The 22,430-nt window shown below is 27.4% G+C and carries 25 protein-coding genes and 2 tRNA genes; 3 read left to right on the top strand and 24 right to left on the bottom strand.

The genetic code is table 11. The features are described from left to right. Positions 1 to 18: 18 nt before the first annotated feature. The 10 genes from E0D94_RS06865 to polA form a co-directional block, all read right to left on the bottom strand. Complete coding sequence (locus tag E0D94_RS06865; protein ID WP_130806541.1) at positions 19 to 597, bottom strand: RnfABCDGE type electron transport complex subunit G; 579 nt, start codon at positions 595 to 597, stop codon at positions 19 to 21. Beyond that, positions 590 to 1,531, bottom strand: coding sequence for an RnfABCDGE type electron transport complex subunit D (locus E0D94_RS06860; protein ID WP_130806540.1), 942 nt, complete (start codon positions 1,529 to 1,531; stop codon positions 590 to 592). Before E0D94_RS06860 ends, E0D94_RS06865 begins: the two co-directional genes overlap by 8 nt. An 18-nt stretch (positions 1,532 to 1,549) precedes the next feature. Beyond that, the gene (gene rsxC / locus E0D94_RS06855) at positions 1,550 to 2,875 is read right to left on the bottom strand and encodes an electron transport complex subunit RsxC (RefSeq protein ID WP_130806539.1); all 1,326 of its coding nucleotides are present in this window, start codon (positions 2,873 to 2,875) and stop codon (positions 1,550 to 1,552) included. A 211-nt stretch (positions 2,876 to 3,086) separates the two neighbouring features. Beyond that, positions 3,087 to 3,872, bottom strand: a complete 786-nt coding sequence (locus E0D94_RS06850; protein WP_130806538.1) for an SPOR domain-containing protein — start codon at positions 3,870 to 3,872, stop codon at positions 3,087 to 3,089. A gap of 13 nt (positions 3,873 to 3,885) precedes the next feature. Continuing rightward, positions 3,886 to 4,953, bottom strand: a complete 1,068-nt coding sequence (gene dinB, locus E0D94_RS06845; RefSeq protein WP_130806537.1) for a DNA polymerase IV — start codon at positions 4,951 to 4,953, stop codon at positions 3,886 to 3,888. 66 nt (positions 4,954 to 5,019) lie between these two features. Further along, a tRNA-Leu gene (locus E0D94_RS06840) sits at positions 5,020 to 5,106 on the bottom strand. 55 nt (positions 5,107 to 5,161) lie between these two features. Continuing rightward, complete coding sequence (locus tag E0D94_RS06835; protein ID WP_130806536.1) at positions 5,162 to 6,850, bottom strand: ABC transporter substrate-binding protein; 1,689 nt, start codon at positions 6,848 to 6,850, stop codon at positions 5,162 to 5,164. 65 nt (positions 6,851 to 6,915) lie between these two features. Beyond that, positions 6,916 to 7,425, bottom strand: a complete 510-nt coding sequence (locus E0D94_RS06830) for a lytic transglycosylase domain-containing protein (protein ID WP_423213395.1) — start codon at positions 7,423 to 7,425, stop codon at positions 6,916 to 6,918. A gap of 51 nt (positions 7,426 to 7,476) precedes the next feature. Next, the gene (gene coaE / locus E0D94_RS06825) at positions 7,477 to 8,103 is read right to left on the bottom strand and encodes a dephospho-CoA kinase (RefSeq protein WP_130806534.1); all 627 of its coding nucleotides are present in this window, start codon (positions 8,101 to 8,103) and stop codon (positions 7,477 to 7,479) included. Further along, positions 8,090 to 10,765, bottom strand: coding sequence for a DNA polymerase I (polA, locus tag E0D94_RS06820; RefSeq protein ID WP_130806533.1), 2,676 nt, complete (start codon positions 10,763 to 10,765; stop codon positions 8,090 to 8,092). The genes coaE and polA overlap by 14 nt, the downstream gene beginning before the upstream one ends. 187 nt (positions 10,766 to 10,952) lie before the next feature. On the opposite strand from polA, the gene E0D94_RS06815 reads away from it, so the two are divergent. Continuing rightward, a tRNA-Leu gene (locus E0D94_RS06815) sits at positions 10,953 to 11,039 on the top strand. Between the two features lie 94 nt (positions 11,040 to 11,133). Here the strand turns inward: E0D94_RS06815 and E0D94_RS14800 are convergent. After that, positions 11,134 to 11,286: a hypothetical protein gene (locus E0D94_RS14800; protein ID WP_165442894.1), complete on the bottom strand. Its 153-nt coding sequence runs from the start codon at positions 11,284 to 11,286 to the stop codon at positions 11,134 to 11,136. A gap of 251 nt (positions 11,287 to 11,537) precedes the next feature. Here E0D94_RS14800 and E0D94_RS14795 point away from each other — a divergent pair, with 251 nt between their 5' ends. Next, the gene (locus E0D94_RS14795; RefSeq protein ID WP_165442893.1) at positions 11,538 to 11,711 is read left to right on the top strand and encodes a hypothetical protein; all 174 of its coding nucleotides are present in this window, start codon (positions 11,538 to 11,540) and stop codon (positions 11,709 to 11,711) included. A 117-nt stretch (positions 11,712 to 11,828) separates the two neighbouring features. Here E0D94_RS14795 and E0D94_RS06810 read toward each other — a convergent pair whose 3' ends face one another. The 3 genes from E0D94_RS06810 to E0D94_RS14790 all read right to left on the bottom strand — a co-directional run bounded on the left by E0D94_RS06810 (position 11,829) and on the right by E0D94_RS14790 (position 14,005). After that, positions 11,829 to 12,686, bottom strand: coding sequence for a DUF3037 domain-containing protein (locus tag E0D94_RS06810; RefSeq protein WP_130806532.1), 858 nt, complete (start codon positions 12,684 to 12,686; stop codon positions 11,829 to 11,831). Positions 12,687 to 12,691: 5 nt separating this feature from the next. After that, positions 12,692 to 13,483 carry a HipA family kinase gene (locus E0D94_RS06805; protein WP_130806531.1) on the bottom strand — a complete coding sequence of 264 codons (792 nt, stop codon included), beginning with the start codon at positions 13,481 to 13,483 and terminating at the stop codon, positions 12,692 to 12,694. Between the two features lie 354 nt (positions 13,484 to 13,837). Beyond that, the gene (locus E0D94_RS14790) at positions 13,838 to 14,005 is read right to left on the bottom strand and encodes a hypothetical protein (protein WP_160196243.1); all 168 of its coding nucleotides are present in this window, start codon (positions 14,003 to 14,005) and stop codon (positions 13,838 to 13,840) included. A 199-nt stretch (positions 14,006 to 14,204) separates the two neighbouring features. Here E0D94_RS14790 and E0D94_RS06800 point away from each other — a divergent pair, with 199 nt between their 5' ends. Continuing rightward, the gene (locus E0D94_RS06800) at positions 14,205 to 14,372 is read left to right on the top strand and encodes a Spo0E family sporulation regulatory protein-aspartic acid phosphatase (protein WP_130806530.1); all 168 of its coding nucleotides are present in this window, start codon (positions 14,205 to 14,207) and stop codon (positions 14,370 to 14,372) included. Positions 14,373 to 14,438: 66 nt separating this feature from the next. Here the strand turns inward: E0D94_RS06800 and E0D94_RS06795 are convergent, their stop codons facing one another. The 10 genes from E0D94_RS06795 to E0D94_RS06760 form a co-directional block, all read right to left on the bottom strand. Further along, complete coding sequence (locus E0D94_RS06795) at positions 14,439 to 15,470, bottom strand: N-acetylmuramoyl-L-alanine amidase (protein ID WP_130806529.1); 1,032 nt, start codon at positions 15,468 to 15,470, stop codon at positions 14,439 to 14,441. Beyond that, entirely contained in the window at positions 15,470 to 15,733 is a 264-nt protein-coding gene (locus E0D94_RS06790) for a phage holin (RefSeq protein ID WP_130806528.1), read from the bottom strand. Before E0D94_RS06790 ends, E0D94_RS06795 begins: the two co-directional genes overlap by 1 nt. Positions 15,734 to 15,823: 90 nt before the next feature. After that, on the bottom strand, positions 15,824 to 16,048 hold the full coding sequence (locus E0D94_RS06785) for a hypothetical protein (RefSeq protein ID WP_130806527.1): 225 nt from the start codon (positions 16,046 to 16,048) through the stop codon (positions 15,824 to 15,826). Between the two features lie 58 nt (positions 16,049 to 16,106). Beyond that, complete coding sequence (locus E0D94_RS06780) at positions 16,107 to 16,448, bottom strand: hypothetical protein (RefSeq protein ID WP_130806526.1); 342 nt, start codon at positions 16,446 to 16,448, stop codon at positions 16,107 to 16,109. An 82-nt stretch (positions 16,449 to 16,530) separates the two neighbouring features. After that, positions 16,531 to 16,662 (bottom strand): CD1375 family protein, encoded by a 132-nt coding sequence (locus tag E0D94_RS15090; protein WP_278044680.1) that lies wholly within the window; start codon positions 16,660 to 16,662, stop codon positions 16,531 to 16,533. Between the two features lie 34 nt (positions 16,663 to 16,696). Further along, positions 16,697 to 16,825, bottom strand: a complete 129-nt coding sequence (locus E0D94_RS15085; protein ID WP_278044679.1) for a CD1375 family protein — start codon at positions 16,823 to 16,825, stop codon at positions 16,697 to 16,699. Position 16,826: 1 nt separating this feature from the next. After that, positions 16,827 to 17,162, bottom strand: coding sequence for a hypothetical protein (locus E0D94_RS06775; RefSeq protein WP_130806525.1), 336 nt, complete (start codon positions 17,160 to 17,162; stop codon positions 16,827 to 16,829). Next, a complete protein-coding gene (locus E0D94_RS06770) occupies positions 17,163 to 19,094 on the bottom strand; it encodes a DUF859 family phage minor structural protein (protein WP_130806524.1) in 1,932 nt (643 codons plus the stop codon). Next, a complete protein-coding gene (locus E0D94_RS06765) occupies positions 19,094 to 21,709 on the bottom strand; it encodes a phage tail spike protein (protein WP_130806523.1) in 2,616 nt (871 codons plus the stop codon). The genes E0D94_RS06770 and E0D94_RS06765 overlap by 1 nt, the downstream gene beginning before the upstream one ends. Continuing rightward, on the bottom strand, positions 21,710 to 22,429 hold the full coding sequence (locus E0D94_RS06760) for a distal tail protein Dit (protein WP_130806522.1): 720 nt from the start codon (positions 22,427 to 22,429) through the stop codon (positions 21,710 to 21,712). Between the last annotated feature and the right edge of the window lies 1 nt (position 22,430).

Here is a 22,430-nt window from a genome sequence, read left to right as displayed (position 1 = left end):
TACTTCACCTCCAAAATTCTACTTCAAATTATTATTATAAAGATTTCTAGCACTATTTACCCCTTTAACTACAGCATCTGAAGTTATTGTAGCTCCCGTAAGTGCCTGTACTTCTTCTTCGTTTTGTGGCTCAGATTTTACTACAGTTATATCTTTTTTAGTAGGCATTTCTTTAAACTGACTTTGAAATTCTTCTCCAGTGGCATTTGCTCCAAGGCCTGGTGTTTCTTGATGACTTACTACATTCATCCCAGTTATAGTTCCATCATTAGAAATACCTGTTATAACTTCTACATTTCCACCGTATCCTGAAGAAGCTGTCTTTATAGCATATCCTAAGAATTCATCTTGATTGTTCATACCTTTATACACTTCTAAAATATCCGAATTATCTTTTGAAATTTTATTAATTTCAGTAGATTCTTCTTTCACAAATTTTTCTGCTCCAGGTAAAACTGCTTTTCTCGCCTCTTCACTAACTAAGTTTTCAGCCTCTTCTATCTTTTCTTCTGTTACACTATTAGTCAAACCTAAAACAACTGCCGATATTGATGTTATTAATAATAAAATAAGACCTAATTTAATTATCTCACGCAACTTTCTTCACCTCCCCAAATACTTTTGGTGATGTATACTTATCAATTAAAGGTGCTGCTACATTCATAAGAAGTATTGAATATGAAACCCCTTCAGGATATCCACCATATATTCTAATTATTGCTGTTAAAATACCACAACCTACTCCAAATATTATTTGACCTTTTGAAGTAACTGGTGATGATGAATAATCTGTAGCCATATAGAATGCTCCTAGCATTAATCCACCAGATAGAGTATGATAAATCATATTTGTAAATCCTCCATCAAGTAAAAGTGTCATTAGCATTACTGTACCTATATAACTAACAGGTATTTTCCAAGTTATAACCCCTCTATATAATAAATATAATCCACCAATTATCAATAGAAGCGCTGATGTTTCACCAAGGGATCCTCCAATATTACCCATCAAAACATTTGTTATTGATGGAAGTGTTCCTTCTGCTTCTCCTTTTAATATTGCAAGAGGTGTAGCTGTACTTACAGCATCAGCGCCTGGAGTAACCCAATTAGTCATTAATACTGGCCATGATGCAAGAAGCATTGCACGTGCAGCAAGAGCAGGATTTATGAAGTTGTTTCCAAGTCCACCAAATGCTTGCTTTACAATTGCTATTGCAAAGGCTGAACCTATAACCGGTATCCACCATGGTGCTGAAGCAGGAATATTAAATGCCAATAGTAATCCTGTTACAACAGCACTAAAATCATTTATTGTAATCGGTTTATTCATAAATTTTTGTAATGCCCATTCTGTTAAAACTGCTGTTAAAATTGAAATTCCTATAAGTTTTATAGCATTAAACCTAAAATAGTATATACTTGCAAGTGTTGCAGGTAATAATGCTATCAATACATCGATCATTATTTTTGAAATGGTCTCTTTACTTCTTATATGAGGCGAAGAAGAGCCATACAACATATTTTCCATAGTAACCCTCCTATTAAATTAACTTTTCTTCCTATTTGATAAGATTTCTCTTTTAGCTACTCTTATTGATTGAAGTAATGGTCTCTTTGAAGGACATACAAATGAACATGAACCACATTCAATACAACTTAGAGCATTATAACTACCCGCTTCTTCATACATTCTTTTAAGAGATAATTTACTTATAAATAATGGTTGTAAATTTACAGGACATATATCCACACATTTAGCACATCTTATACAAGGATCTGGGTCTGGAATTTTTGCTTCTTCTTTATCTAAAACTAATATACCTGATGTCCCTTTTATTGTAGGTACCTCAATTGAATGTTGAGCAATCCCCATCATAGGGCCTCCCATAATAATTTTACCAGGCTTGTCCTTGAATCCTCCACACTGATCTATTATATCTTTAAATGGAGTACCAATCTTTATAATTAAATTTTTTGGATTGTTTATACCACTACCTGTAATAGTTGCAACCCTTTCTACTAAAGGCATACCTGTTTCAAAAGCATTACCAATAGCATGAGCTGTACCAACATTATTTACAACTACCCCAACATCCATTGGAAGTCCACCGTTTGGTACTTCTCTTTTAGTGATAGAATTAATTAATCTTTTTTCATCTCCTTGAGGATATTTAGTTTTAACAGGAACAACTTGAATATTTTTTTCATCTTTTGATGCTTCCATCATTACTTTTATAGCATCAGGTTTATTATCTTCTATTCCTATAAATCCTTTTGTAACCTCTACTGCTTTCATTATAGCCTTTAATCCTTTAATAATCATTTCAGGTTGCTCTAACATTAATCTATGGTCAGCAGTCAAATAAGGTTCACATTCTGCTCCATTTAAAATTACTGTATCAACCTTTTTTTCAGGGGGTGGTGATAATTTTACATGAGTAGGAAAACCAGCCCCACCAAGGCCTGTAATACCTGCTTCTTTTATTACTTTCACTATTTCTTCTTTTGTTAGATCATCAATTTTTCCTTTAGATACAACGCTTTCATGTATCTCATTTTTACCATCTGATTCTATTATAATTGTTGTAGCATTCCCTGTAGGTGTATCTAGTTTTTGAATTTTTTTTACTTTTCCAGATACACTAGAGTGAATTGGTGCTGACACAAAAGCTTTAGCTTCACCAATTTTTTGCCCTATTTTAACAGAATCTCCTACTTTAACTATTGGTTCACAAGGTGCCCCTATATGTTGTTGCATAGGTATATAAACCATATCAGGAGTCTTTGCTCTTTCTATAGTTAAATTTTCAGTAGCCTTTTTAAAGTGTGGAGGATGAATACCACCTTTAAAAGTTTGAGATTGTAAATTCATTAATTTCACCTCTTTTAATATTTTATTAGAATAATTCTTGTATACAATATGCTTTAAACTACAAAAAAATAATGCCTTATTGTTAGCTAAAGCTAATATATTATTAAAAATAAATGTATACAATATAAATAGATAAATATATTATAACATCATTTATACTAATTTCACAATAAGACATCTATTAATTATAATTTATATTTTATCAATTTCTTTACTTTATTCTAATTATATTTACATAATCAACTAATATTTTGGTATAAGCTGAATATTTTTCCAAAATGTTTTTATCATTAATTTCAGAAGCAATTTTTTTTCTAGCTTCTAATATTTTCTTGAAGTTCTTCATAATCTCAGTTTCTACCTTTATAGATTCATGAATTTCATTTAAATCATCATTATTCTTTTGAATTATATTCTTAATATCTTTTGACTTTTTTGATATTAATGTTTCTTCCCAAATTGAAGTTTCAGATATATATATGTCATTATATTTATTAATTAATTGTAATATCTTTTTACTGTCTTCTTTTTTTAGATCCTCACCAAAATCAGTTTTTATATTTATAGTATTTTCATGTAAAAAGCTTTCTTCAATATTTTGGTCTAAATGTTTTTTATATTCTTCTGCATGTTCTTTGCTTAAAAATGTTCCTGAGAAAACTTTATAATTATCTAATTTTACTACATAGGCAGCAAACCCTTTATTATTTACTGATTCTTTAAGAGCTTTTGCATTATTTAGCTCATTAAATCCTCCAATTTGTATATTAAAAATATTTAAGGTATTTGCATTATTTTCAACCTCTTTAGTTTTATCTTCAGTAATTACTTGTTGATTATTCTGATTAATAATAAATCCTGGATATATTATATATTTAACTAAAAAAAATCCTAACGTAATAGCTATAATAGGTGAAACAATACCAAAAAGAAATATATATATAAGCTTGTCCTTAACAGTTCTTTTATTTCTATACCTTCTCTTATACCTTCCCATAATTTCCTCCTAATTAGAAATAATCATCTAAATCAAATCTTATTTGTACTGGATCATTTGGATATATAAAATTAGATACTCCTACCCCTAATAACCTTATTTTTTTATTTATATTAAATTTATTTTTAAATATAAAATGAGATGTGGCTTTAAGTACTTTCAAACTATCTGTTGCATTTTCTAGTGTTAATGACCTAGTTTCTATAGAAAAATCATTATATTTTAATTTTATTGTTATAGTTCTATATTTATAACCTCTTTTTATAATTCTATTATAAATATCATTAGAATATTCATTTATTTTTTCATGGATATATTCTATATTATCAATATCGTATGAGAAAGTGTTTTCTTCACTTATAGATTGTGGCAATGAATTACCTTCTATTTTTCTATTATCTATGCCTTTTGAAAACATCATTAGTTCGCTACCTTTTTTACCTAGTCTTTCCACCAATACATTTTCATCATAATTTTGTATATCATAAATTGTATATATGCCCAAACTATTAAGTATTTTTTCTGTTTTCTTACCTACTCCCCATAATTTTCGTATAGGCATAGGGCTTAATATCTTTATAGCTTCTTCTTTTCTTATAATTGTTATTCCATTAGGTTTATTCATATCTGATGCTAACTTGGCTAAAAATTTATTATAAGATATCCCTACTGAACATGTTAAGTTCAGCTGAATTTTTATGTCCTTTTTAATATTTTTAGCAATCTTTAAGACTTCAGATAAATTTTTGTCTTTTATTTCTATATAAGCTTCATCTAATGATAAAGGCTCAATATTATTTGAATATTTTTTAAATATGTTTCTTATATGATTTGACTCTCTTTTATATTTATTTTTATTTGTCTCTACAAAAATTAAATCTTTACAAAGGTACTGAGCATGCTTTGAACTCATTGCAGATTTCACACCATACTTACGTGCTTCATAGCTAGCTGCACACACTACACCTCTTCCATTAGGACTACCTCCAACTGCTACAGGTTTTCCTCTTAATTTTTTGTTATCACGTTGTTCTATGGAAGCATAAAATGCATCCATATCAATATGTAGTATATTAATCATATAATTTCCCCCGTATAATTATATATTATAAAAGGACAGAGATTAATCTCTGTCCTTTTATAAATTTGGTGCCGAGGGCGGGACTTGAACCCGCACGGTCATTTGACCACTACCCCCTCAAGATAGCGTGTCTGCCAATTCCACCACCACGGCTAGTATTTAGACTGCTTTTATATTTTAACTCTAAATACTATAGTTGTCAAGTCTATTACTCTTGCTTTTCTCCCTCTGTATTTTCTTCTGTTTTATTTTCTTGTAATTCTTTCGGTATAAACCATTTTTCAATATTATTATATACACCATATTCTAATGGATCTATATCACCTTTAATTCTTTCATCCATTATTAAAGCATTATTAGTAAAAAACAACCCTACATATGGTAAATCTTCTAATAATATTTTTTGTATTTCAAAATATTTTTCCTTTTTTATTTCTCTATCTTTAGCACTAAAGGCTTCAACTAAAAGATCATCCATATCTTTATTTTTATATGAAATGAAATTAGTACCATCTTCTATCTTCTGAGAATGAAAAGCAAATGCCAAATTCGGACTTTCAGATAACTCTAACCCTAATAGCGAAATATCAAAATTTCCTTTTTCTATTTCACTCATCATTTTCTCTATATCTTCTTGATATATTTTTTCTATCTCTATTCCTATCTCTTCTAAATATTCTACTATCATATCTGAAGTTTCTTTTCTATATTTATCATTAGAATTCGTAATTAATTTAAATTTAAGTTTTTCATCACCTGATTTTTTAAATCCAGCATCTTTTAATATTTTCTTTGCTTTTTTAACATCATATTCATAATTATCATTTTCTTCATTTATTAAATAAGAGTTATTTAATATAGGAAGTCCTGCTTTAGTAGCATTATTATCATAAACCTTTTCTATTATCTCTTCTCTATCAATAGCATATGCTATTGCTTTTCTTATTGCTTTACCTTCTTCGCCTTTGAAAATATCCTTTTTAAAATTGAACCCTAGAAAATCAAAGTCATTACTTGGATATTCATGAATTTTAACATTCTTGTCACTTTTAAAATCATCAAAGCTCTTAAAAGTAGTTTTTAGTACATCAATATTTTCATCTTCAAAGGCTTTTTTAAATTCATCTTCTTTTAATATTATACCTTTTATATTTTTAATATATGGCTTTTCTTCATTCCACCAATTTTCATTAGATTCCAGAGCTATACTTTCTCCCTTATTATATTCAGAAAGTTTATAAGGGCCAGTACCTATAGCCATAAAATCTTCTGCACTTTCTAAAAATTTATCATAAGAAAAATTTCCTTCTTCATCAGAAAATTGATGTGATGGAAATATAGGAAAGCTCAATGTTTCAATTGAATTACTAAAACTTCTATCAAAATCAATTTCTATATTTTTTTCATCAATAATACTAACATTATATATATGTTCTATGTCTTCAGGTTTAATTAATTTATCATATTTAGATAATATATCTCTATATTCCTTATTTTTAAATGTATGTCTTAATGTATCTAAAGTAAACTTAACATCTTTACTAGTAAAGCTTTCTCCATCATGCCATTTTACGTCACTTCTCAACTCTATATTTATAGTACGACCTTCATTTTTTATAGAATAATCTTTTGCTAATAAATTTTCTATATCATGCTCATTATTAAATCTAAATAGACCTTCATAAATTAAATCATAAAAGCTATATAGACTTTCATTTTCACTTAATAATGGATTCATATTTTCTACATTTGAAATTGGAATTCTAATTTCTCCACCACTTGCTTTTTCATATTGTTTTTCATCTTCACCATCATTTCCTCCAGTATTTGTACATGCAGTTAAGATAAAACTTATCAACATTATAATTGACAATATTTTAATCTTTTGTTTTTTCAATTATATTCCTCCTCAAATTTACAGATATAAATATTTATACTATCTATAGTTAAACTTTAAACTACTTAAAAATCATATAAAAATTTATATATTTTACTTTGAATTTTTACTTTTTCTACATATTCTTCTGTTTCCTTAAATGGTATAGAATCTAGTTTTTTTCCATCTTCACTATACCTTTTATCCTTAAGCCACTTATTAACATTTCCACTACCTCCGTTGTATGCAGCTAAAGCTAAATCTAGACTTTCAAATTGGTCTATTAAATTTCTAATATACCAAGTTCCCAGTTTTATATTTGTTCCAGGCTCATAAAGCATATGTGCTTCAAACTCATTTATATTATTTGTATCAGCAATCCATTTAGCTGTTTCTGGTAATATTTGCATAAGTCCAATTGCATTTTTATTAGAAACTGCATCCTTATCAAAATTACTTTCAACATTTATTATTGCTGCTACTAAATTAGGTTTTAATTCATTTGTTTGCGAATATATCCCTATATAATCTTTATATTTTAAGGGATATATAGCACGACCTATGTTTTTAACATTAAATAATGTTAATACAATCAATATCAAAAAAATATATAAGATTATTTTTTTCTTTTTCAGCTATATCACCACCTACATGAAGTCATTTTTATTTAAAGCTACCTTAAGTTGTTTTTTGGTGTGTTCAATATCTCTAGAATTATCTATTACTATATCACAATATTTAATTTTTTCATCAATATCTATTTGAGAATTTATTCTACTCATAGCTTCTTTAAATGTATATCCATCTCTATTCATTAAACGCTTTATTTGTTCATCTTTGTTTAAGTATATAAGCCAAATTTCATCAAATATTATATTTTCTTTTTCTAACCTTTTTCTTACTTCTATTAAAAGTGGTATATCTATAAATATCACTTTTTCATTTTCTTTAATATATTTATAAATATTTTTTCTAATAGCTTCATAGACTCTTGGATGTACTATTTCATTAAGTTTATTTCTTAAATCTTTTTTATTAAAAATAATACCCCCTAATTTTTCACGGTTTATTTCATCATTTGAGTTTAACACATTTATCCCAAAGAAAGCTACTATGTCTTTATATGCTGGTTTATCTTTTTTAACTATTTCTCTTGATATTTCATCTGCATCTATTACTTTATATCCATATTTTATTAGTATGTTTTTAACAGTAGTCTTGCCTGTAGCGATACCACCTGTCAAACCTATTATTTTAATTTTATTTTGTCCCATACCAACTATTCCCTACATTCATATCTACAGTTAATGGTACATTTAATTTTATTGCATTTTCCATTAACTCTTTAAGTAAAGATTTAACTTCTTCTATCTCATCTATATGTGTTTCTATTATTAACTCATCATGAATTTGAAGAATCAATTTTGATTTTAAACCTCTATTTTTTAATTCTCTATATACATTTATCATAGCTATTTTAATAATGTCTGCAGCTGTACCTTGTATAGGGGTATTCATGGCTGTTCTTTCGCCAAATGATCTTACATTATAATTTCTGGATTTTATTTCTGGAATAAATCTCCTTCTATTTAACAATGTTTTTACATATCCATTTTTTTTGGCAACACTCACTATATCTTCCATATAATTTTTAACTAAACTATAATTTTTTAGATAATTATCAATATATTTTTTTGCTTCTTTTCTACTTATATTTAAATCACGAGAAAGTCCATAGTCACTTATTCCATAAACTATACCAAAATTCACCGCTTTAGCTCTACTTCTCATTAGTGATGTTACATCTTTTCTTTCCACTTCAAAAACTTCAGAAGCAGTTTTTGCATGAATATCATCTTTATTTTCAAATGCCTCTATTAATTTAGGATCCCCAGATATATGAGCTAAAACACGAAGTTCTATTTGTGAATAATCTGCATCTACTAATTTATGCTCTTTATCTCTTGAAACAAAAACTTTTCTTATTTTTCTTCCTTCTTCAGTTTTTATAGGGATATTTTGAAGGTTAGGATTTGTACTACTTATCCTACCTGTTGTAGTGATTGTTTGATTGAAACTAGAATGAACCTTATTAGTGTCTTTATTAATTAAAGGTATAAGTCCATCTATATAAGTTGATTTAATCTTCACAATTTGTCTATATTGTAATATTTTTTCTATTACCTCATGTTTTCCTAATAATTTATCTAAAACTTCAGCATTAGTTGAATAACCAGTTTTAGTCTTTTTTATAACAGGAAGTTCAAGCTTTTCAAATAAAATAACTCCTAACTGCTTTGGAGAATTTATATTAAACTTTTCCCCACTCAATTCATATATTTCTTCAGTTAAATTATTTATTTGATTCTCAAATTCTAATCCTAATTCTTTTAATTTCTCTATATCAATCTTAAATCCTTGATACTGCATGTCTGCCAAAACTTTTATAAGTGGCATTTCTATGTTTTCAAGAAGAGCTTTCATATCATATTCTTCTATTTTTTCTAACAATACTTTTTTCAATTTATTAATTACGTTTAATTTAGTAGCTATAAAATTAGCTATGGTATCAGTTGATATTTGATCAAATGTTTTTTTATTTCTACCCTTACCTAATAAATCTTCTTTATTTTGCATAGATATATTAAAATATTCATCTGCTAATGTTTTCAGAGAATATTCTTTTTGTGAAGCTTGTAATAAATATCCTGCTACTAATGAATCAAAAAATATATTATATATATCTATACCATATCTAAATAAAATTAAAATATCTTCTTTTATATCATGACCTATTTTAGCAACCTTATCATTTTGAAATACAGAAGCTAAAATATCTAATTTTTCTTTAGTATCTTTTTCATCATCAAATGAAGCATAATATGATTTATCATCATTATATTTAAATCCAACACCTAAAATTTTATCTTTTAAATTACTTTCACCATTTACTATGAATTTGAATATAAAGTTACCTTTATCTATACTATTAACTATTTTATATAAATCATTTTTAGAGTTTAGTATTTCTACTTCTGTATCTATCTTTTCTTTAGAATTTTGTATGATTTCTTTATCAAATTTATCAATAAAACTTTTAAATTCAAACTGAGTATATAATTCTAATAACTCAGATTGATTAGGTTCTTCTTTTTTTATGGCTTCCAAATCTATATCTAATGGAACATTCGTTACAATTTTTGCTAACATTTTACTCATGAAAGCTTGATTTCTATTTTCAATTAATCTTTCCTTTAATTTTTTTCCAGATATTTCATCTATATTTTCATATATATTTTCTATAGAATTATACTTTTTAAGTAATTTTATACCAGTCTTTTCACCTATTCCTGGAACGCCGGGTATATTATCTGATTTATCTCCCATAAGCCCTTTTAAATCTACAAACTCATCTGGTGTTAAGCTATATCTATCAAACATAGCTTGCTCATCATATTCTTCTAAATTAGTCATTCCTTTTTTAGTTATTAATACTTTTATATTCTTATCTACTAATTGTAAATAGTCTTTATCTCCTGTAACTACAATTACATCCATATTTTTATTACTACAATGTTTTGAAAATGTTCCAACTATATCATCAGCCTCATAACCTGCAAGTTCTATCCAATGAATATTCATCTTATCCAGTATATCTTTTAGCATAGGAAATTGCATTTTTAAATCATCTGGTGTTTTCTTTCTTCCAGCTTTATACTCTTTATACTCTTCATGTCTAAAAGTTGGGCCTTTTTTATCAAATGCTACTGAAATATATTCTGGTTTATAGTCTTCTAAAATTTTATACAACATTGTCATAAAACCATACACACCATTAGTAAATAATCCTTCTTTATTTTTAAGTGGGGGAAGGGCATGGTAAGCTCTATGTAACAAACTATTTCCATCTATTAAAACTACTTTTTTATTTTTCACTTTTACAACTCCTTAAAAAATATTATAACTAAAGTATATATTAAAAATGGATTATAGTAAACAAATTATACATTATTCTGGTTTACTTATTACCCTGTAATATATGTACTATTCTATACTTTAAAGATTAATTTTAAACTTGACTTTTAATTCATATTTATGTTATTATATATTTTGTATTAAATAAGCCGAAGTGGTGGAACTGGCAGACGCGCCGGATTCAAAATCCGGTGGTAGCAATACCGTGTGGGTTCGAGTCCCACCTTCGGCACCATAGAAAAAGCTATTCCCTAGAATTACATGTTCTAGAGAGTAGCTTTTTTGTTTTGTGTGCAGTAGGTGTGCAGTAGTGATTACAACAGTATTCTTTATTTGTTACTATCATCTACTTCCGTTTTTCTTTCTGCATTAGAAAGTATCTTTTTTATCCTTTCTAATATTTCTTCAGTTTTGCTTTCATCTATATATTCATCATCAAACTGAATTGTGGTGTTACCTAATTTAAATTCTTCTATTACCATAACTTATTTCTCCTTTCTTTTGATATATCCTTAAACTCTTCTAAATTATCTTTTTCACTCAAATAAATCACTCCTTAATGATACTTTCTATTTTATTTATATAAAATCCTTTTTTAAATATTAATAATACATAATTAATTTAAAATCAAAATTCCAATTATAAGTTTATGGCATATTAATCTAAAAGTAAGACCATAATTTCTTATAATAATTTTAAAATTAGTCTACTAGAAATAAGGAGTTTTTATACTATGAGAGTATCAGTGAAAGAAGCTGCAAAAGTATTAGAAGTATCTGAACAATTTATTCGAATTGGATTACAAAGAGAATTGCTTCCTATAGGTACTGCAATAAAAATGAGTAGCAAATGGACTTATCATATTAGTCCAAAATTATTGAGAGAGTATATTGGAGAACATAATTAAAGGGCCTTATTTGGCCCTTTAATTTGATATTCATTATGAAATATACTACTAGTTTTATGATGTATTAAATATTAAAAAAACTAGTTAATTTAAAAATAAGATCATCAAAATGTATTTTTATAAATGAGCTGTTTTTATTACTTTATCAATATAATAATGTAACTGTTCTTTATCTGTATAATCAATTAAATTATCAGATCCTGCCTCTAAACAGTCTACAACTCGACTAAAATCTTTAGCTTTATCTTTATAATTAATTGGAGGACAATAAATTACATTTATATTACTATCCTCTTTATTTCTTTTTTGTTTAGATTTTAACTCTTCGTAATTTTTAAGCCATAGTTTTGCTTCATTCATATAATCAATAGATTTAAGATCAAAAGATAAGTTTTGGATTAAATTAGGTTTTCCATTTAAATATTTGAAATCAATATCTATATCCTCACCAAATCTTCCTATTTCTTTATGATTTTCTTTAATAATTTTCTTTTTAATAAGATCAGTTTTATCAAATTCTTTTTTCAAGTCCCTCTTCATTGTTCTCTTTTCGACTCTAGATATTTTATTTGATTCATTATATATATATATATTATCTTCAAATAATTTTTTGAATTCTAATTCTAAATCAGTAGTTATTAACCCTCTAGGAGTAGTAAATCTTAATTGATTAGAATGAGCAGCAGAAAGTTTATTTAAAAGTTTATTATCTTTAAAGTTTCCAAATAAATGATCTCTAATAAGAATATTTTCATTATTAAAATTCATCTCTATATCTTCTGTAAGTTTTTTTACAACTCTTAAATTTACATCTTCATTATACCTACTTAATAATTTAAGTTTCTTTTTAGAAAATTTTGTTCTAATATATTTTGATTCCGGACTATGCAATATAAGTCCTATATTGATAGGTTCATTTTTTATAATGTCAGGAATAAACCTAATAACTGTATATTGTGCTTGTTTAAAATCCATACTACTCACCTCCTCCAATTATAAAATTCGTTTTTTGACTTTAAATATTCCAATATATCTTCTAACTTTTCTTTTCTATTAAATAAAAAATCGCATATATTCTTTTTATTATCTTCATTTAAGTTCCAAGAATCTGGAATATCTGCTACACATGAAGTGATTTCATCATAAGTAATGCTTTTAATCTTTTTACATATTTCTTGAAATGGATTACTGCCATTTACATATTTCTTTAATACATTATATACTTTCCCATCAAAAGGTGGTACTAATATATCATTACATTTCAAATCATCCTCTATCCAATCTGGACCATGAAAAGAATTGCCATAGTCAATAATAAGTAAATTATCATTATTAATAGAAGTTCTTAAAAGTAAGTTACCTTCATTATCTGCTCTGTCATCATTACCTACCCACAAATCAAAAGCTATTATATCTGGTATCTTATCTATATTTGAAATACCTTTTAGAGAATTCTCTCCAATAAAAGTATATGTATTTTTATAATGTAAACTAGCAAAATGTTTGCCATCTTTAATTTTTCTATTAGATAAGTAAGGCTCTATATTAATCAAACTTTCACCTATGAAAATGGTTCTAGCTTCTGCAACAGGAAGATCAAATAGCTTAGCTAATCTACAACAAATGAGGTCATTAATTAAAACCTTATTTGTAACTAAATCATCTCTAAATTTAACAACATAATTATTCCCATCACTAGCTCCTAATATTACAGGCTTAGACAAACCAGTGTTTATTTCACTAATAAAACGCGTCGCTACTATATCCTCCATAGTTTAAATTCGTCCCCCATTAACCACTAATTACTTTACTTAATTTTATATTAAAATTAAGTATCTGTAAACCACTACATATTGTGGTTAGGACTCGTAATTATGCACTATAAAATCAATTTTATTAGTTTATATCTAACGTATCCTTTATTCTTTACTTATAGGTAAATATTAATATTCTTATAACCAAAGATATAAGTCTTAATAATATATTATATTTCTACCCTAAAAATTATATTACTATCTAAATTAATTATTTCTAATAAAGTTAATTATTATACTTAACATTTTTAAGCACAAAAAATAAGGCTAGAGATTTCTCCCTAGCCTTAAAATAATTGCTCATTATATCATTTATGTATTATGTATTTTGTCTTTTTCAATAAACCTTAAAAAACCTTTCTTTCTCTTTGTAATTTCTATATAAGTTTCTTTATCTATCTTGTTTTCTTCTAATAATTTATCTGCCAGTTTAATAAACATTTTTGTTATTTCTTCAAGGTCATTTTTATTATATCTCACATTCAATTCCCCCTTTTTTATATATATTCTACATAAAATCGTTAATTCCTCTACATAAAAATAAAAATCTCGGAATATTAATTCATTTTGTCAAATATGATAATTTTATACATTATATTTCTTATTGTTAACTAAGTAATTTTATAATATAATAGGAAAAGTAAGGCAAATATAAAAAAAATTATGAGAGTGTGGTTTTATGGGGAAAGTAGAAGATGTTGAAGAGAAAATGACATCATTAAAAAAACAAATGCATAAACTGCTACATAAGAATGATTTTATAATTACAACAGAAATAATAGATATAAGTCAAGAACTAGATGAGGTTATATATCTATATCATAAAATAAAAAATAAAATCAATTGACATAAAAAAAGACCAGGACAAATAGTCCTGGTCAATATTATTTATTATATTTTTTTATTAATTATTTTATTTATATATCTTATTAATTATATTTTGCACTTCTTTATAGTGTGTACCTAAAGACTTTCTTCTTTCAGCACCATTACCATGTTTACCCTCTAGAGTTTCTTTGACTAAAGTATCTATAGATTTGCCACTATATTTTTTATTAATTATATTTTGGACCTCATTATAATACTTACCTAACGATTTTTTCCTTTGAGCACCATTCCCATGTTTTCCTGCTAATGTTTCTTTTACAAGTTTATTTATATCTACTCTTTCAAATTTCCCATTAATAATTTGTTGTACTTTTTGATAATTAGATCCTAATGATTTTTTCCTTTCTGCTCCATTACCATGGAATCCTAACAATGTTTCTTCAACTAACTTATCTATAGTCTTAGTCGGCTTTGGTATAGGCTTAGAGTTATACATTTTATCAATTTCTCTTTGCACTTCATTATAGTTACTACCTAGCAACCTCCTTCTCTCTGCTCCATTCCCATATTTTCCTGCCAATGTTTCTGCAATTAATTTTTCTATAGTTTTTGTAGGTTCAACTATATCTTTATTTAACTTCTTAGCTACTAGCTTTTTAAAGTCGGACCATGAAATGCCATTCTTACCTCTACGTATTTGAGAAGGACAATTCTTTCCACTCCAGTAATTATGTTGGACCACATTAGATAATTGAATATTTTCTTTTTTCATAATATAGGCTACTAATTCTGCTCCATTTTCAACTGCTTTATTATAGTTCCCATCTCTATTTAAACAAAGTTCTACTCCTATTGAATTCAGATTTCCATTTCCTCTACCATCTGAACAGTGCCATAACTGAAAATAATGTAAAAATGATTGTATGGCTTGTATATCATCAACTTGCCAATGCCAAGATGCCTTACGAGGATTCACTCTACTCTGTAGGTTAGCATGCACTTGAGCATTTGCTCCCCTATCCCAATTATCAGTTTGATGTACAGTAATATATTTCTTTTTGTTGCTTTTCCCGTACTTATGTTTTGTATCTCTTATTAGCTGTTGTTTAATTTTCATTATTTCACAACCTTTCTTTTTTCTTCTTTCAATACCTTGTCTGCTTTTTGTCCTGATTTTGTTATAGAGTTGTTTTTCCACCCTGCAACTATTGCAATTACAACTGTAAGTATTGTAGATACACCTTCGTTTATCTCTTCATCTCCAAAAGGTAATAACTCAAATTTAAATATACTTATTGATATTTGATTCATTAGAACTAAAAATAAACCTATGATCCTTACCCATGTAGCTTTATTTACACCTTTAAAATTAAAATCCATTTACATTCCTCCTATAAATTTAATTGTGATAATATAAAAGCTAAGATTAATGGTCCTAACATTCCAGTTAAAAACCACCACTTAGCTTTATCAATGCTTTTCTTTTTTCTCTAAATCATTAATTCTATGGTTTGCAACTTTCATTTGTTCCTCTAATATATATGTTCTTTCTATAACTGTGTTATGTTTATCAACTTTGCTTTCAAGTTGTGATATCCTATAATTTGTTAATTTACTTGATGCTAATATTCCTCCTCCGGTACCTATAGTAGTTCCTAAAAAAGCAATAATTGCCACAACAATTTCATTTGGCATAATCGACCTCCTTAAAATTTGCATAATAAAAAGGACTATCTCTAGTCCTTTAAATAATTTATTTTCTTCTTGTCTGTACTGGTATCCCCTCTTCAACATCCTTCATTGATTTTTTTATATATCTTTTAATATTATTATAATAAGATGTTACCATCATTTTCTTTAGCCTTTCTTCTTTATTCATTTCTTCTAAAAAATCATCTAAAACAATTAACTTTTCTTTATAAGAAATTGAATTATCTTTTTCTAGTTCTAATACATACTTATATGTTTTGGCAGCTGGTTCTTTATCTCCATTTCCAGCACTATACCCTATTGTATAACTCAGAGTACTAGGAGCTTTACTCCATCTTTTTATAAACTTAAAAGCTTTTTTATACTCTTTTTCTTTATCATCCAATAAACTCCCCCCTTTTCCTATAATATATCATATTATTTAAAAAAAGGGACATTAAAAAACACCCTTCTAGGTGTCTATATGTTTATGATATTAATAACTCTTGTACTATTCCTCTTAAGTTACCCACATCTGGTACTTCTTCAATTGTATATCTGCCTGCTAAAATCAATATTACATATGATTTTGCTATTCTACTATCCGTTGTAAATGTCATTCTTAACACCTCCTTCAATAGTTGATATATGATTTTAAGCCTTGAGGACATTTTGAACCACTTCTTTCAAATTTTTATAGTCTGGTACATCATCAATTGTTTTTCTATTATTTTTAATCAATAGAGCATAACTTTTAACTATTTCACTATCCTCACTAAACAAACTACATTCCCCCTAACATCATTAGCATAGTTTCAAATAGTTCTGCATTACTTTCTGCATTTTCCATCTTCAAGTTAGATATCTGTTCTTTTAATTTTTCTGTTTCACTTTTAGGTTCATTTAGTTCTGGTACATCATCAAAATCTTTAGGTTTAGATATTAAATCATCAATAGTATGGCTTTCTTTCGTAACATCAAATATAAATTTATCATTATTATTAATAAGATATTGATAAAATTCATCACTAATTTCTATACAATCTTCAAGCTCTTTTTCTGAATACATATTTTCTGGATAAAAACTATATTTACCTTTTTCATCTATTTTAATATACATCTAATCACCCCACACTTGATAACATATTCTAAAGTCTGATGTTGGTTTGCTGCCTGAACTTCTAACATAAAAGATTATTTCAGATTTAGAAATTGGTTGTGCTGTTATTGTTACATCTAAAGGTGCACCACTTTGATATTTTGGAGTTGCTACTACATTATAAATATTGTTTGGTAATGTCATAGGTAAAGTTACCCTTATATATCCTGTATTTCCACTGGCAGAATATACAACCTCTCCCCAAACCATAATAAAATCATTTGGAAGTTTTGTATAGCCATTACCATTTTTATTATATGATCCATTATAAATAGGACCATCTTCAAAACTATGTTTTTCTGCCCTAACTCTAAATTGTTTCATAGTTCTACTTGATGAACGTGGTCCTATAACTACTTCCCCCATATCTGGAGTATCTAACCAAGCACGAGATATAGCTCCTGCAAGTGAAGTGTTATCTCTATAAATTACATAGCCACCACTCATGTTTATTAGTGGGAATTCAACATTCTGTCCATAAGGGGATGCTAATTGTAATACTCCTTCTCCCTCTCTATATGTTGTGCCTATGCTCATTCCTGTTTTGGCAAGTTCTCCAGTTATAATAGCAGTAGGTAGTATTCTATCTACTCTTACAATATTAAATTTATCTTCTACTTCTATTCGTATGTCATATGCTGCATCTATTAAATATCCAGGGTAATAACCCCATGTACTCATTATAGATAAACTCCATGTATTATTGTAAATTGCAGACCATGTAGGATATCCTTTAGGTTTTTTGTATATTCTTATGGTACAAGTATTTTTTTCTGTAGTTCCTAATTTTAAGCTACTTACTTGACCTAATATATCTACTCCTAAATATGTTCCCATTCCATCTTCTGTACCACTAGAATTTTCATATCTTTTAGGTACAACTTTTTGTATGTCTGGAGGTGCATAATTTGCAACTGTAATATCTAAAGTTCTTGTAAAAGTTCTATTTCTACTATCTGTTACAGTAGCTGTTATGGTTAGTGTCCCACTTTTATTTATTAAATCTGTAGTAATAGCACTACCTAAATAATTTTTACCATTTATGTGTATTGCATAGCTTTTTATAGTAGCATACTTATTTGCAACTGCCTCTCTAAACCATATACGTATTTTTGATAAAGTTTTTATATATAAATCTATTTCAGAATTAATTACAACTGGTGAATCTTCTCTATGCCCTATACTACTAAAGTAAGGCTTTATGGCAGAAGGTACTTTTGCTACTATTGTAGTTTCTGTTCTATCTCCAATTTGTTTTGTACCTTTATATGTTGTTAATTTAAGGGTAACTGTAGCTTTAGTTGCTTCTGGTATTTCTTCATATATTCTATTCTGCCTTGTAGTGTCTAAGCTAACAGATATTGAAGGTCCACCAGTCCACTCTCCTATATATTTTGTACCCAAATACATTGTAACTTTATGAGTAAAGGATGCATCAGCACGTTGTACCCCTACTCCAAAGGCTGTATCAATATCAAAACTTTCTGGTACTCCACTCATTGTTGAGGCTCTTGGTATATCATTTAATCTAAAATTACCTTCTACATGTCTTGTACCTATATAAGTTCCAGATAACGTAACTTTTAAATCATATGATGCATAAATTTTAAAAGTTTTTTCTCCTACATTGTTATGATAAACTTTTTTTGTTGCACTTCCTAATAATTTTTTCTGTCCAGCACTTATTGAAGAATTAGCAGTAAAATTATATCTTGAACCATCTATTGTAATATAGCCATTATTCCTACTACCAGAATATATTGCATAATCACCAGTTAGATAAAAATTAACTGTTACTAAACTATAATTTTCTTCTATATTTTGTGTAGCAGACCATTCAGCTATTAATCTCCATGTATCTTTAAAAGTATTATTTATAGATCCACTAAGCATTATTCATCACCTGCCCATTGTATCAATGTTTTTGTTCCATTTTTCTTAAACATATGATTTCCAAGTTGTGCATCATTTTCTACAATTAGATTTTTAATGTAAGCATTTTGATTATCAAACCATTGAGAAGCTACTCCATTATCAACTATTGCAAACTTATTATTTTGTAACTGCAACTTTACTTTACTATCACTTAAAGCAATTTCAAATAAATTAAATCCAAAATTAAAATATGAAGTTACTTCATTCATCTGCCCATTTAATCCTGCATAGTCATTTGTTAATTGACTAAAGGACAACTTCCAAGCTTCAGCAGTTTCTTTTATTTTCTTTTCATAAGCTTCTATTACTTTACCATCAGCATCTTGATATTCAGCTCTCATAGTATTAGTTACACTTTCAGCTGTTGCCTGTATACTAGAATTAAAATCTACTGCAAGTTGTTGAGTTTGTTCATTTATTACTTCTTGTTGTTTTTCATCAGAGCTTGTAGCAAATTCTTCTGCTTTTCTTTTTATCTCTGACTGTATAAATTCTTGAGCATTATTTAATTTTTCTTGATATGCTGCTATTCTATCTTTATAAATAATAAATCTAGCATCTACTTCTTGTTTTTCTGTAGTTGTTGTTTTTCCATCTGATATTACATTATTTATATAATCTATTAAATTATTAAATGCTGTAATATAGTTATTGTATGCTGTATTTTCTTCTACTTTATATGTTCCTGTTAGATGTTCATTATTATATATAGATTGATGCATCTTATATATTTGTTGTTGTTGTGATTGTAGTGTATTAATATATTTCTCTACTGCTTTAGCTTCAGATTCTTCTATTATTCCATCTTTGAAAGTTGTGCTAACATCATTTTGGAAGTTATCTAAATTATTTGATACATTATCAATTTTATTATCTACATAATAATTAGATATAGTCCATGTATAATCATCTGGATTATTGCTTTCAATTTGAGAATTTTTATTATAAGCTTTACCTATATATTTTTTATTTAAAGGATCATCACTTATGTTAGTTCCATTTATATCATCTGCATATTTAGTCCACTCATATATAGGAGCTTTTTCTATTTCTTCTTCTACTTTGGTTATTACAGTTTCCTCTATAGTTTTTCCATCTGATAATCTAATCCTTAAACTACTTCCATCAAAAAGTAGTGAATAATCCTCTATAGAATTTCCTATAAGTAAAGTACCATTTGTAAGGTCAAATTTAACTTTACCACCTTTTAATAGTCCAGTTATTATCTCATCTGCTACGAACCCTTTACCAGTGCCAAATGTTCTAAAATCCCAATTACCATTTACATCTTTACTATCAGCAATCATAAATCCTTTGCCAGTTAATTTCATAGCACTATTTTCTGTTTTATTTTCAAAGATTAATGCACCTTTATCATCTGTATACCAATCAGAAGTAGTAGAGTTTAATTTATTTTTTAATACATCTATTGCTCCATCTAAATATTGTGTATTTATAGTACCATCTTGATTTATAATGTCTGCTCTATCCCATACTCCAGATTTATCCCTAAAATTATTTATATACTCTTCTTGCTTATTCATAGTGTCAGAAATATCTGGGATAAAGTTTCCTAGTACAGGTTTAGAATTTTCTTCTTCAAGTAAATCATTTTCTATTTCATATACTCTTGCAGTTAATCTTAATTCAGGCTTATATGTTTCATCAATTAATATTACTGTATCGCCGAGTCTTGCACTTGCACCTATTATTTCACCTTCATAAGTTATATTAGGCTTAGAAAGACGTTCTAATTCTTCTTCTGTGGCTTGTTTTAACTCTTGCTTATCTTCTATATCATCAAAATCTTTTTTGTAGAATATATGTGATTTAGTGCCATCTTCATTAGGTCTGCCCCATTTTAACCTTGCTTCATTATCCTCTACATATGCTTTACCATTATTTATATCTGCAAAATCTAACCTACGACCATAACCATCTCCTACTTCTTCACCTTTCCCATAACCATATAAAGCTGTACATACTGGATCTGAATGTACTGTTCTTTTTATTTTTTCTATATTTTCACCTGTTACAAATCTTTCACCTAGAAAATCACCAAGTTGTACAAATAAATCTACATATCTATGTGTAATTTTCTTGCCTGTTATTTCTATTCGAGTTTGTATTTCACCTTTCCAAGCTTTAGCTATTTTTTGTACTGCTTCTTTACTGGAGATATGATAAAAGTTTTCTGTAGATATACCTAAATCATCTACTATGCCAACTTCCCACCTGGTAGGTTCTAAAACTTTTGCTAATGCTATATTTGCAGTAGTATCAGTTGCTCTTTTATCTTCTACATAATCACCTAACAACTCATAAAAAGAGGACTCTGCATAAATTTCAAGAGTCCCTTCTGTCCTATCTTCTTCTATTTCTTCTACTATAAATTCTTTCCATATATCATACTTCTTTATATATGTTACTATTCTATATTTTTTCTCTACTTCTACATCAGCATTTAAACTAATTTGTAGGGTATCTTCACCATTTAATACTTCTTTATTTATAGCCTTTAGAGGAGTTATTTCATGCAAATATTTTTCTTCTCTATCAAATAATATAAACAATTATAACCACCTCTCTATATATTCCATTGTTACATCTACTCCTAAAGGCTCTATATTAATATTATTTTCTCCGACATCTAAATAAAAGAAATCACTTATAATCCATATATCCTCTGCTATTACTACTCCATTTTTTCTAACTTTCCATTTGTCATTGAAATCAACTTCAACTATATCTCCAGGAATAAAATTGTGTTCTATATATACAAATTTACCTTTATCAATATGAGTTAATTTTATATGATCTATGTTAGAATTAATATTAAAAATAAACTTAGGTTTAGTTTTGTATGTTCCAGATAAAAATAATTTTACAGAGTCGGTAATAGTATGACTTTTTGTATCACCATAGGATATAGGATCAGGACAAATAAAAGTAAGAGTGCCTTCTCCTATACTACAAATTTCTTCTAATTCAGTATCCTCACTCAAAATTGCCATATAATACTTATCTACTTCATCATCAAAAATTAATTTTTCTAATGTTTCTGTATATAACATAGATGCTAATTGTCTTATATTCTTTCTTAAGTTAACTCTATTATTAGCTATTAAAGTTATATCTACTTCTATTACTCCTACACCTAATTCTTTTCTTATAAAAGTTTGTCCTATAGATTTAGGTACTTTTCGTAAGATAGTATTTTGAGGAGGTAATATACTTCTTCTTATATCATTTACAATTAAATAATCACAAAAGTTTATATTATTAAAATACAAC

The organism is Senegalia massiliensis, from assembly GCF_900626135.1.
Lineage (GTDB): Bacteria > Bacillota > Clostridia > Tissierellales > SIT17 > Anaeromonas > Anaeromonas massiliensis.
The sequence above is the reverse complement of the archived record's forward strand: the minus strand, read 5'-3'. Positions and strand labels throughout refer to the sequence as shown.